This window comes from Aliarcobacter butzleri, from assembly GCF_900187115.1.
Taxonomy (GTDB): Bacteria; Campylobacterota; Campylobacteria; order Campylobacterales; family Arcobacteraceae; genus Aliarcobacter; species Aliarcobacter butzleri.
The window spans coordinates 1322219-1334878 of the sequence record NZ_LT906455.1; the positions used below are offsets into that span (position 1 = coordinate 1322219).

Sequence of the window (12660 nt, forward strand, 5' to 3'; positions counted from 1 at the left end):
GAACTAAAGCTTAATCTTCTTGTAAATCTTTACTTTGATCTATTTGTTGTAAAGGATTAAATAATAAAGAATCAAGAATCTGATTTTTAAATTTCATATCTTCAAGTTGTTGAGATAAAAAAGTATTTTCTTCTTGTAAAGAGATATAGTGTGCATACAATTTATTTATATCTTTACTCGTATAATAAATATTATTTCTTAAATATATTTTTGGAAAATATAAACATAAAGCAAAAAATAATATCGCAAATACAATAGCTATTGAACTTTGTGAATTTAATTTAATCAAATTTAAAAACCCTTAATTTAGAACTTCTGCTTCTAGGATTTTGTTTAATCTCTAAAGCAGTTGGAATTATAGGCTTTTTTGTAATAATTTTTCCTAAAGCATGATTATTTCCACATTCACATCTAAAAACATTATCTGGACAAATACAAGATTTGCTCCATTTTTTAAAATAGTTTTTTACAATTCTATCTTCTAAAGAGTGAAAAGAGATAATTGCAACAATACAATCTTTTAATTTTGCTTTCTCCAAAGAGTCAAAAAGTCTCTCTAAAACTCCTAATTCATCATTTACTTCTATTCTAATTGCTTGAAAAGGCAAAGTTGCTGGATGAAGTTTTCCTTTTGACATTTTTTTAGATAAAAAATCTGCAAGTTCTTTTGAACTATTAAAAGGTCTATTATTTACTATCAAAGAAGCAACTTTTTTATACTCTCTTACTTCTCCATAATCTTTAAAAATTCTTTCCAATTCAGTTTGAGAATAAGTATTTACAACAGTTGCAGCATCTAAACTTTGATTTTGATTCATTCGCATATCAAGTGTTAAACTTTCAAAACCAAAACCTCGTTCAAGCTTATCTAATTGTAAAGATGAAACTCCAATATCAGCTAAAACTCCTCTAATTTCATAATCTTTAAAAGTTTCTATTACATGCTCAAAATTACCCTTATTGAAAATTACCCCATTTTCAAATTTTTCAAGCCTTTTTTTACTAAAAGCTAAAGCTTCATCATCTTGGTCATTGCAAATTAATTTTATATTTTGATTTTGATTTAATAAACCACTACTATGACCAGCAAATCCAGTAGTACAATCTATTATATAACCTTCATTTATATCTTTAAAAGTTTCTAGAACTTCATTATATAAAACGGGGATATGAGGAATATCCATTAAAACTGTCCTTAATTAAATTAATATATAATATCCAAAAATATATTCAAAGGCTTTTAATGGTAGATAAAGATACTATAAAATTACTCTCTGATTTATCATTTTCTATGTTTAGTAAGAACTTTTTTGGTATCTATCATGGTGCAATTTCTTCTAAACTTGATCAATATAACTTTATGATAAATACGAGTGATGCTATATTTGACAAAATGGATGAAAAATCTTTTTGTACTTTAAATATGAATAAACAAGATTACAGATGGAATATTGCTAGTATCGAATCTCATATTCATTCGACAATATATACAAATATCCATGAAGCAAAATATATTGCTTTTGGTATGCCAATTTATACAACAGCATATACATTACTTCATGACAAAATAGTATTTGAAGATTTTTTTGGTAAAACTTTTTTTGGAGAATTATCTATTTATAATCCTGGTGATTTTTCAACTTGGTATAAAAGAAATGCCCTTGAAATTACAAAATATTTAAAAGAATCTGAACATAATTTGATGGTTATAAAAGGTGTAGGAACTTATGTATATGATAGAGATGTTTATGAACTAGTTAAAAAAATAGCTATTCTTGAGAATTCTTGTAGACTTTTAAGTATAAAAAGTTCTTTTGAATAAAAAAGATACAGAAAAGATAAAAAATTTATTTGCTAAAGCCCGAACTTTTAGCTATTTCAAAGCTTAAATACTATAAAGTTTTCTCGATTTAATTTTATACAAGGAGTTCTCCAATGAACAAAGCAGAGTTTATCGATGCAGTAGCTACAAAAGCTGGTTTATCTAAAAAAGATGCAAAAGGTGCAGTTGATGCTGTATTAGATACTATTACTGAAGCATTAGTAAAAAAAGAATCTGTAAGCTTTATCGGATTTGGTACATTCGCAACAGCTGCAAGAGCTGCTAGAACAGCAAAAGTTCCAGGTACAACTAAAACTGTAGATGTTCCTGCTACAACTGTTGCTAAATTTAAAGTTGGAAAAGCTTTAAAAGAAGCAGTAGCTAAATAATTTCTTTTAAAAAAGTAAGTTCATCTGCCACAGATGAACTTACTTTTTTTTCTCTAAAATCATATGCCGCTATGGTGAAATTGGTAGACACAAGGGATTCAAAATCCCTCGCCTTTGGTGTGTCGGTTCGAGTCCGACTAGCGGTACCACTACTTTGTTTTTTTCTGTTTATTTTTATCCTTAAATCACCTAAAAATCGAATATATTAATTTATTTGTGTTTATTTATGTTTGTTTGTATTTATCTATATATAAAATTAATAACGGTATTATTAACGGTATAGGATAATAAAATATATAAATTTATGAAAGCAGTACCGTAATAATAATGGCAAAAATAGTTAAACCTCTTACTGATACGGAAATTAAGAAAGCTAAAGCAAAAGAAAAAGATTATAAATTAAGTGATGGAGAAAATTTATACTTAGTTGTAAAATCTAATGGTACAAAATTCTTTAGATTCGATTTTAGTTACACAAAGAAAAGAAAATCTATGAGTTTTGGTATTTATCCAGATATTTCATTAAAAGAAGCTAGAGAATTAAGAGAAAAAGCAAAAGAACAATTAAAACAAAATATAAACCCTATTGAAGCTAAAAGCTCAAATTTTGGAAATATTTCAACTTTTAAATATATTACTGAGAAATGGCTCAAATTAATGACAAGCGAATGGAAACATGTAACTTACGAATTAAATGAAAATAGATTAAGAATGCATGTTTACCCTGCAATTGGAGATAAACCTATTTCATCAATAGAAATATTAGATATATTAAATATTATTCAAAAATTACAAGAAAAAGAATATTTCGAAATTGCAGAAAGAATTTTAAATGTTATAGAAAGAATTTATAAATATGCAGTTACTTATGGATATACAAAACATAATATAATTGCAGATATTGATAAAAGAACTGTTTTTGCTAAAAAGATAGTTATCCATAGAGCAACTTTAACAAAAGAGAATGAGATAAAAGAACTATTAAAAGATATAAAATCTTATGGAGAACTTTATAAAGCAGATATATCTACAATATATGCATTAAATATTGCTCCATATCTTGCATTAAGACCTTATAACATTAGATTACTTGAATGGAATGAAGTAAATTTTGAAAAAGAATATTTAGACATACCAGCAAATAAAATGAAAACTAATAAAGATTTTGTTTTACCTCTATCAAAACAAGCTCTTGAAATATTAAAAACAATAAAACCATATTCTTTTGATAGAAGTAAATATGTATTCCCCTCGCCTACTTCAAATTTAAAACCTTTTTCAGATGCAACATTAAATCACGCACTCATGAAACTTGGTTATAAAGATAAAATTACATCACATGGATTTAGAGCCATGTTTTCAACAATAGCCCATGAAAAAATAAAAGAACATGGATTTCATAGTGATATTATAGAATCTTGTTTAGCTCATGCAGAAACAAATAAAATTAAAGCTGCTTATAACAGAGAATCAAAAATGAAATATTATGATGAAAAAAAAGGGTTAATGCAATGGTGGACTGATTGGTTAAATAAATTTAATTAACATATAGTGTATCTTTTAAGATACAATTTCAACATGTACATAATAAAACAACCAAATATTTTTTCAAAAAAAATATTCAAGGTAAGGTTTCAATATTACGAAGAATTATTTTATTAATCAGCGGAGATAAATCAACTTAAATTGATTATATAAAAAAGCAAATGAAAATTTAAAGGAGCTAGATAATGAGTAAACTTGAAATTACAAATTTTGATATAGTACAATACCTTGATGATAAAGAAGTAATAGCGGAATATTTGTCTCAAATATTAAGTGATGGAAATACATATGAATTATTAGAAACTTTAGGAAATATTGCTAAAGCAAAAGGTATGAGCCAATTAGAAAAAGATACTGAACTAAGTATATAAAACATTTGAAAAAGGTACAAAACCTAAATTTAAAACAATAAAAAAAGTATTGGATTCTTTTGGTGTAATAATGCAAGTATTGGTTTAAATAAGAACCGAAAAAATTTATAAAATTATCTTAAAATGATTAATATGAGAATAGACTAAACTAATTTAAAATTAACGAGTTCAAATCTTGCTGATCACATCACATTATAATCCTTTAAAACTCCTATTCGGGCTACATAAAACCTTTTAAGGTTTCTCCTATTTTATCTATTCACACCTATTTCATGCCAAAAACAATAAAATCCTTACTGTTAATAAAATATAAATTTTTTATATTAATAATAATTTTTAAGTTACTAAATTTAAACATTGCTGCATATCGAATTATTTAATGTAATTCAATAATATTTACTACACGTAGAAGCCAATTATTCCTATAAACAAAGCCCATAAAATCTATATATTTAGCAAAAGTTTTAAAATCATCATAAGTATAATAACCATAAGCTTCATAAGTAGATGTATAGTCATCTAATAAATCTATTGCTATATCTCCATACTTTTCATTTATATGAAATCTAGTTAAAATTTCTTTTGTCATCTAACGTTTGTCGTGAGCAATAATTTCCCCTCATGGTAAATTATTACTTTTCCACCTATTTCTTAGATATTATGATTTGTTCCCCACCCATGATAATAATATTATTAGTATTAAATTGAATAATTGAACACCACCATACCTTAACCAATTATTCCATTCTATAGGAATAAATGAAATCAAGATACCTAAAAACAGTAGAAGTATAAAAAAACCTCCAATCATATTCATAGCTTCACGTTTATCTTTAACAATTTCTGATGGAATTAAAATTATAACTATTATAATCCATGGAAGTAATCCAAAAAATATTTGTGAAATTATTGGATTTATAGATACTTCTAAACTTGAAAAAATATCTTTTTGTTTAATAACTAATTTTAAATTAGCAACGAGTTCTTTTGAGGTTTCAACTACAACACTATTTTTAGAATCCAATAAAGGTTCAATTTGAAGGAGTATGCTTGTTGCTCTTTCATAACGGTTTAATTCATTTGAAGCAGTTTGCCATTCATATAAAATAAATGTGAGTACAACTAATCCTAAAAAACTAAAAAATATAGCTAACCTTTTCCATGAAAAGTCAGTAACGAATTTTTCTACAAATTGAAATAATGGTTCTAGCAATTTTTTTCCTTATCTAACGTTTGAATTGAGAAATATTTGAGTCACATAGTCAAATATTTCTCCCCCAAAGTTTTGTTATATCTCTTATACGTCCAATCCATTTACTAAAATAGTAATGCTAGAGGAACATATAGTTTGCTCTTCTTCTTTTGTAATGTGAGGACAATTACAAGTATTATCTATTGTGTCTAATATATCGTTATGATATTGGTTAGATATCACTTTTTGAATTGTCTCATACAACCATCTAAAACTTTCCTTTCCTGACGAAAATGTTCTTGATTCTACCATTGAAAAATTATTATTTGCATTATCAGAATAGACAGTACATGTATACTCAGAATCTTTATTTTTTTCAATTTGTGCTTTAGCAATAAGACCATTTTTAGTTTTGAAATTTATGTGTTGATGGATTGTTGGCATTTCTATTCCTTTTATGTATATTTTATATCTAAATATATAATTAAAGCTTAATTCACTCCATATTACTACTAACTCATTTTGAAAGGCTATACCTGACCAAATAATAAAATCACTAAGTGAATCAAGGTAATTACCTACTATAACATTAAGAGTCAGAGAATATTTCTTTAATTTTCTGATTAATTAATTCATCTTTTTCAGATTGTATAACAGTAGTCATTGTTAAATTATTAAATCTTGGAGCTTCATCTGTAATGTCTGTTTTTATTCTAGAATCTATAAAAACTGATTGTAGACGACCGTCATTCAAGTATTTATTAAATTCCTTCTTTTGTTCAAAATAAAGATTTTTGTTTCTTTTATGAATAAAATCTAAAGCATCTTTTCTAGTTCTTTTTACTAGTAAATGCCCAATAGGATGATAATTATCTATGTTTAAAGCAACAATAGCATAATCAACTTTCTGCTCTATATTTTGCTTTGTTCCTTTACTAAGCGCTTGTTGAATTCTTTTAATAGAATTTATTTTTTTACATGCTATACCAATTTTTTTTCCTAATAATTCTACAATCAGATCAGGTTCATCAAATTTTACAGAAATCCCTTTTTTTAAGAAAGATGCTGCTATCTCTAATTCAAATAAAATATTTTTACCATCATCATTTGAAGAATTATTAAAATCTAATTTACCTTTTCTAATTCTATTTAAAATAGTTTCTTCAATTCCTATTGTTTCAAATACTACCAAAGCTTCATATACTCTACTTATGTCAAGAATATCAAATAGTTCTAGCGATTTTCCTTTTTCACTATTTTCAACTGTTTTAAGTAATTTCCCTAAATGAGATAATTCATTTAATTTAAGTTTATTTTGTGCAAATAATTCTTTTATATAGTTAGCTCTTTTTTTTGATTCTTCTAACTTTATATTTTCAAAAGTCATTGTAGATTTTCCTATCTAATTATTTTAGTATTATCAAACTAAAAGTTTTTTATCCCAAATAAATTTAGAATTTTCTCTTTAATATATATACATGATAATTATACTTTTTCATAAATTAATATCCTATTCAAAAAAAGTTTTAGAATATTTTCTTTTAATACATTTTCAAACTTTCTTCATATTTTGTAACATTAACTTTTTTAATTCTTTTTTTCATTTATATTATCAAATAAGATTTATTGTATGATTCAATATAAAGAAAAGAAAGTCTATTTTAAACAAATAAAAAGGAAATAGTAAAATATGATAATTTATTTAGACACTAATATTTTTTATAAAAATTGGTATTTTGATAATCCACATTTCAAATATTTATTTCATTTCATTAATAATGAAGGACATACTTTATTAATATCTAAACTAGTAATTCAAGAAATAGAAAATATTAGAAATAGAGAAATAAAATCTACATTAGAAGATATAAGTAAGAGTATGGAGTTTCTTAATAAAAGGTTGTTAAATAATGTGAAGTTTGATGATACTGCAATAATTAATCAAGAATATGACTTTGAAAAATTATTAAAAGAATTTATAAATTATTCAAATATTAGAATTCTTGATTACATTGATGTAAAACAAGAAGAAGTTGTAGAAAAAGCTTTATATTTTAAAAAACCATTTCAAGAAGAAGAAAAAGGATATAGAGACACTATGATTTGGCTTTCTCTTTTAGATTTTATTAAAACTAATAACATTAAAAAAGACGTCATCTTTATCTCTTCAAATAAAAATGATTTTTTTGAAAAAAAGAAAAAAACAATATCTTTTCATTCTGACTTATTAGAAGATATAAATAAAAAAGAGATAACAACAAAAATAATTCCCTTTGAAACACTCTTTAGTTTTGTCAAAAATACTATTGATGAAGCACTCCATTCTTTTGACCATAGCAATCCAAACTTTGAACATTATTTAGAAGTTCTAGGGGAGGAGTATTTGGGAACACATGATTACAGAGGAGAAGTTTTTAACTTTAGATCAGGTGCCTTTACTATAAAATTTTCTCAAATAATTAATGTTCATGTTGATATGTTTGAAGGTATGGAGGATCCAGAAGTATTAGGAGCTAAAAAATTAGATGAAGATAGTGTTTATGTAAATTTTAAATACAATTTAAGAAGAGTAACTCTTACCTTGGAAATCTCAAAAGAAGAATATTTTAAATATAAAGATGACATTTCAAATAAATTTTATGGTACTGAATTTCAAGAAGAAACAGTTTTAATATCAACTATTATACGACCATATTTTGATGTCAGCTTCATATATGATACTTTGCAAGAAGAAGTAAAAGATTACTCTGTTGATTATCTATATATAGGTTAATCGAGTTCCTAGTCTATTTATATCATCTAAAAAAGCTTCTTTTTTATCTGGAGTATATTTAATTTTTGTAGAAGTATAGTCTTAAAACTGCTTGAGCTTTTTCTTTTGTTGAAACTGATTCTTCTATTGATAATTTTTTATAAAACACTTACCATATTTTTAGTCAGTGTTGATAGCTTCATAAATATTGATACCCCATTACTTTTTGATTCAAAAGGAAAAGAGTTCTTTGCCTTATCTAGATCTTCAATGCATAAAAATAATTTGAATTTACTATATGATGTAAATGAAATCAGTATAATAAGTAATATTTCAAGTATATTTCTTTTTTATAGATATACCCCTATTATCAACTGCAATTTTGTTCTTAATGGTTGATATAGTTTTTGAATAATCAAAAACTATATCAAGAAAGTATCAGTTGTAAGATTTTGTTAAATTCAATTTTTAAGTAAATTAATATTTTACTTATCAAGTCATAATCCAGATATAATCTTTTTACTGAATGGTGACAAATTATCAAAAAGTGCTATTTCCATTAATTTCTTTAACTTTTTTTCAGTTCCAAAAACATCATTATATTTACTTATCTCGTTGGATATAAGAATAATGTCTTCCTGAGGTATACCTAAATCACTTAATATACGCTCATATCCATCTGCTGAATCAAAGTAAGATTCTATCATGTAAATACTTTGAATAAATGCTCTATTTTTTGATTTGTTGAATAAATTCTTGCTATTAAATAATTCATAAATACCAACCATCTTCATCATTTTAAACTTTATAAATTCATCTATTTGAAAAAGAGCATCAATAAAATTATTGATATCACTAACATTAGGATTATATTTTATTACGAATTTATTAATAACAGGTTTTAACTTACCTCCATTAATCATTAATGAATATACTGCATCAAAAATAAATTTATCTTCAGAAGCAAATGAGTAATTACTTGTTAATAAACCTCCTAAATATTTATTATCGCTTCGAAGGAGCTTGTATTTTATATCATTAATAACTTTCCATTCTTTTTCATGGCAGGTTATTTCATCATAAATATTGATAAAATTGTTAAGTAAATTAATTTCAATTTCTGATTCGATAACCTCTGTCATTTTAATTCCAAATTTTGAGTCCAAAATTTCTTTTAAATCATGAATTCTTTTTTCTGGTTCACCATCTATTGAAGATTTATCTAAATATAAAATCTCGTCCTCAGGACTATTAGTTTCTATTGTATCTACTTCATACAAAATCTTAAGGTCTATCCACTGCTCTGGATTATAAAGGTCAAGTATTTTCTCATCAAATATTTGGATATTTCCTATTTGGGGATTCTGTGGATTTAAACGACCAACTCTGCCAATAAGATTATTCAATTCAAATGTTCCACGTGGCGAATCATAAATTATTAGTTTATTTGTAGGCGTATTGATACCCTCCATTAATGTACTTGTACATAATATTGTATGGATACAACCATCAGGATTAGAATATTCATTTTCAATATATTTTCTTAGAAATAAGGGTGTTTTCCCATGATGAATGCCTATCCCCTTTTTTAAATAAATAGAATAGTACCATTCAGGATGAATATTTTCAGATATCCATTGAATTATATCTTCATCATATTTGTATTGTTCATCTTCAGTATTTAATTCGTTTTTATCGAGGAATTTTTTTATATTATTAGGAGAATTGAAGTATACGAATTGTTTATCTTTTAAAAATTCTAAATTATCAATAGTTTTAACAGGCTGTTTTTCAATGTTATTATAAACAAGATTTAAATTTGTAATGAACTGCTCAATTTTTATATTACTCTTACCAAAATTTACACTCCTAATAAATGGTCCAAGTAACAATATCTTGCGTGATTTATTTATTAAGTATTTATAGATATAATTCATTTTAATTATTCTGTCATTCGTATCTCTTGAAGATATTTCATACTTAAGTTTATAGATTTCGTCATATACTAGGAAATCGATATTATTGCTATTTATATATTCCTTAAATCTTTTTGTACTAATTCGTTCAGGTACTACAATCATGATTTTTTTAGCGACATGATTATATTGATCAAGTTCAGCTTCGGATGTAATTATAATAAATTCATCATTGAATAAATTAAAACACTTTCTACGTAACTCATTCATAAGAGATATTGTGGGAACAACAAATATAATATTTTCCAATAAAATACGATTTCGTGCTATAAACTCTAAAGCAATAAATGTTTTCCCAAAACTTGTTGGGGCACTTAAGAATAAATTATTCTCTTCTAATATATTTAAGCATTCAACTTGTTCATTTGTTAGAGTTATGCTATCATCTAATACAGACCTTTTTATCACATTACTCAATTTTGAAAAAAAAGTGTTGTTTCTTGAGTATATTGATAGATCGGTAAGATTCAACTCAGCCTCTGATATGTCATTACCACTATAAATATTCTTGAGGATATCATTCCTTAAAACATTCATATTTGAATCAAATTTATTATGCATTTAATTCCTTCCATATATTATTGCTTTTTACAGAAAAGGAATTGAGATAATCTTGTTTGCTAATTATTGGCAAAACAAATAAGAGGATATTATAATCCTTTTTTAACTTTGTTAATTTTTTATTCTTTCTAATAACATCTAAAATGTCTTCATAGTCTGTATAATCATCACAAATTAAAAATAGAACCAAATTTTCTGTTACATTTTCATCTATTTCAATTATTTCATTTAGTTCATCAGTCTTAATATTTCTGAATAATTCAATTTTATGTGTAATGTTTTCCTCACAAACTTCATTATGGGCTTTAAGTGATTTAACAGCCCGATTAACTGCACTATCCAAATCACTGAAAAACTTTGCTTCCAAATAATATATTTCTTTTGTATCTTCAATGTATATAGTACCATCATTGCCATATACTGGCATTTTTGGAGATGTTTTAAATACTAGTTTTGGATAAATGTACTTTTTAACTGATTTGTCAGATAAAAATTTACTTAGCATAATATGCATAAGAAATTCTCCAATGTCTCCATGTAAAGTAGTATGGGATGTATCAACACCTGTATTAGATATAAATCCAATGCTTTTCAATGCATCGAAATATTTTTGCTTCTTTTGCTTATCAGTGTATTTTGTTTTTGGTGTATAGGTACTAGCCACTTTAAGTACATTTTCAGTATTGAAAATTTTGTTATTGATTTCATTAAATAATAGTTCGTTCATATCAAATAGTTCTTCCCAACTGAAAAACTTCATTCTTATTTTATTTAAATCATCCTCTTTTTTATTATTAATAAAATCTTTCTCATAACCTTCTATCGTCAGCACTCTATAAAATGATTTTTTATCATATGTGTTATTTGACTTTAAGCCCAATTCTTCACAGATAGTATTTATTGTGTATTCAGATACAGATGAATACTGATAATTACTTGTAGTTTCATTATATGAAATATTACATACAGCATACTCAGTTTGCTGTGCATCTCCATCGAAGTAACTAACAACAAAAAAAAGATGATTTTGTGTTCTATTATATCTATTATAAAAATCAGATACATTTTTAATTCTTTCTTCAATAGTGAAATTATAGGTTCCTCTTCTGGAAAATAATTTAAATACTGTATGCTGTATTGTGTAATGTATTAAGACTTTCATCATATACCTTTAATTTATAAACTTGTATCAAATATTATCTTTGTAAATTTAACGTTAAATGAATTGCCACAGGGTAATTATCTGCTCCACTGTTTTTTATGTCAAACATCATATACTTTTGTTATCTAGATACTTAACAAACAATTATAATACTATTTTAAAATAAATATATATGTTCTGAATCTAAATACAGTTGATAATCATATAAAATTGCTTCTTAATTTTAAAATAAATAAGACACTAATATGCCAAAAATTGAACAACCTATATATATTAAAAATCAAAAAAATGACCTATTATGTTGAAAACTAATACTTTTAAATAATAGTTTGAATGATAGAAATAATAATATATATATTTTAGAAATATTTCAGAAATTTACATACTATTATTTAATTTTTTCACAAAATTGAATATATCTTACTATAAAGAGGTTTTAGAATCTTTACCTTTTAAATTAGCAAAAATATCAATAGGCTTTTTCTCAGTATTTTCTTTTACTGCATTTTTTAATTTTTCTTTATTAATACTTTTTGGTTCAATAGTGATTTTATTTTTTGATTTTCTCAAATAAAAAGAAAGGTTTTGTTCGCTTAATCCAGTTTTATTTTTACACTTAGCTTTTAAATATTCTATTACTTGTTTTTGAGAATAATTTAGTTCAAGAAGTTTATTTATATCTTCAATATGTTCATCAAAAATAGATTTTTTACTTCTTGGTTTATTACTTGATATAAAATCATCAATATTCATTAATTCACCTTTTATAAATTATTATCATATATAATCAATCTTATATAAAATATACTCTAGTATTATATAGTATTATTAAAATAAAATCAATCAATATAAAGTATAATATAGTATTAATAAAAAATATTTAATCAGGT

General features: G+C 24.7%; 13 protein-coding genes, 1 tRNA gene and 1 pseudogene. 6 read left to right on the plus strand and 9 right to left on the minus strand.

Going from position 1 to position 12660, the window contains the following annotated elements:
- Positions 1 to 10: 10 nt before the first annotated feature.
- Together CKV87_RS06590 and rsmH are read right to left on the minus strand one after the other, a co-directional pair.
- Positions 11 to 289, minus strand: a complete 279-nt coding sequence (locus tag CKV87_RS06590; RefSeq protein WP_012012985.1) for a hypothetical protein — start codon at positions 287 to 289, stop codon at positions 11 to 13.
- Complete coding sequence (gene rsmH, locus CKV87_RS06595) at positions 282 to 1184, minus strand: 16S rRNA (cytosine(1402)-N(4))-methyltransferase RsmH (RefSeq protein WP_012012986.1); 903 nt, start codon at positions 1182 to 1184, stop codon at positions 282 to 284. The genes CKV87_RS06590 and rsmH overlap by 8 nt, the downstream gene beginning before the upstream one ends.
- Positions 1185 to 1243: 59 nt before the next feature.
- On the opposite strand from rsmH, the gene CKV87_RS06600 reads away from it, so the two are divergent.
- The 5 genes and pseudogenes from CKV87_RS06600 to CKV87_RS06620 all read left to right on the plus strand — a co-directional run bounded on the left by CKV87_RS06600 (position 1244) and on the right by CKV87_RS06620 (position 4215).
- A complete protein-coding gene (locus CKV87_RS06600) occupies positions 1244 to 1822 on the plus strand; it encodes a class II aldolase and adducin N-terminal domain-containing protein (protein ID WP_004509567.1) in 579 nt (192 codons plus the stop codon).
- Between the two features lie 113 nt (positions 1823 to 1935).
- Positions 1936 to 2211: an HU family DNA-binding protein gene (locus CKV87_RS06605; RefSeq protein ID WP_012012987.1), complete on the plus strand. Its 276-nt coding sequence runs from the start codon at positions 1936 to 1938 to the stop codon at positions 2209 to 2211.
- A 65-nt stretch (positions 2212 to 2276) separates the two neighbouring features.
- Positions 2277 to 2360, plus strand: a tRNA-Leu gene (locus CKV87_RS06610).
- Between the two features lie 178 nt (positions 2361 to 2538).
- A complete protein-coding gene (locus CKV87_RS06615; RefSeq protein WP_012012988.1) occupies positions 2539 to 3756 on the plus strand; it encodes a tyrosine-type recombinase/integrase in 1218 nt (405 codons plus the stop codon).
- 185 nt (positions 3757 to 3941) lie between these two features.
- A pseudogene (locus tag CKV87_RS06620) lies at positions 3942 to 4215 on the plus strand (addiction module antidote protein).
- Between the two features lie 288 nt (positions 4216 to 4503).
- Here CKV87_RS06620 and CKV87_RS06625 read toward each other — a convergent pair.
- The 4 genes from CKV87_RS06625 to CKV87_RS06640 all read right to left on the minus strand — a co-directional run bounded on the left by CKV87_RS06625 (position 4504) and on the right by CKV87_RS06640 (position 6706).
- Complete coding sequence (locus CKV87_RS06625) at positions 4504 to 4716, minus strand: hypothetical protein (RefSeq protein WP_012012989.1); 213 nt, start codon at positions 4714 to 4716, stop codon at positions 4504 to 4506.
- Positions 4717 to 4785: 69 nt separating this feature from the next.
- Positions 4786 to 5340, minus strand: coding sequence for a hypothetical protein (locus tag CKV87_RS06630; RefSeq protein ID WP_012012990.1), 555 nt, complete (start codon positions 5338 to 5340; stop codon positions 4786 to 4788).
- An 84-nt stretch (positions 5341 to 5424) separates the two neighbouring features.
- Positions 5425 to 5763, minus strand: a complete 339-nt coding sequence (locus tag CKV87_RS06635) for a hypothetical protein (protein WP_012012991.1) — start codon at positions 5761 to 5763, stop codon at positions 5425 to 5427.
- A gap of 145 nt (positions 5764 to 5908) precedes the next feature.
- Positions 5909 to 6706 carry a hypothetical protein gene (locus CKV87_RS06640; RefSeq protein WP_012012992.1) on the minus strand — a complete coding sequence of 266 codons (798 nt, stop codon included), beginning with the start codon at positions 6704 to 6706 and terminating at the stop codon, positions 5909 to 5911.
- 303 nt (positions 6707 to 7009) lie between these two features.
- Here CKV87_RS06640 and CKV87_RS06645 point away from each other — a divergent pair, with 303 nt between their 5' ends.
- A complete protein-coding gene (locus CKV87_RS06645) occupies positions 7010 to 8092 on the plus strand; it encodes a PIN domain-containing protein (RefSeq protein ID WP_012012993.1) in 1083 nt (360 codons plus the stop codon).
- A 476-nt stretch (positions 8093 to 8568) separates the two neighbouring features.
- Here CKV87_RS06645 and CKV87_RS06650 read toward each other — a convergent pair whose 3' ends face one another.
- From CKV87_RS06650 to CKV87_RS06660, 3 genes are all read right to left on the minus strand, one after another.
- Complete coding sequence (locus CKV87_RS06650) at positions 8569 to 10608, minus strand: DEAD/DEAH box helicase (RefSeq protein WP_012012995.1); 2040 nt, start codon at positions 10606 to 10608, stop codon at positions 8569 to 8571.
- The gene (locus CKV87_RS06655) at positions 10601 to 11770 is read right to left on the minus strand and encodes a HamA C-terminal domain-containing protein (protein ID WP_012012996.1); all 1170 of its coding nucleotides are present in this window, start codon (positions 11768 to 11770) and stop codon (positions 10601 to 10603) included. Before CKV87_RS06655 ends, CKV87_RS06650 begins: the two co-directional genes overlap by 8 nt.
- Before the next feature lie 423 nt (positions 11771 to 12193).
- The gene (locus tag CKV87_RS06660; RefSeq protein ID WP_012012997.1) at positions 12194 to 12523 is read right to left on the minus strand and encodes a hypothetical protein; all 330 of its coding nucleotides are present in this window, start codon (positions 12521 to 12523) and stop codon (positions 12194 to 12196) included.
- Positions 12524 to 12660 lie beyond the last annotated feature (137 nt).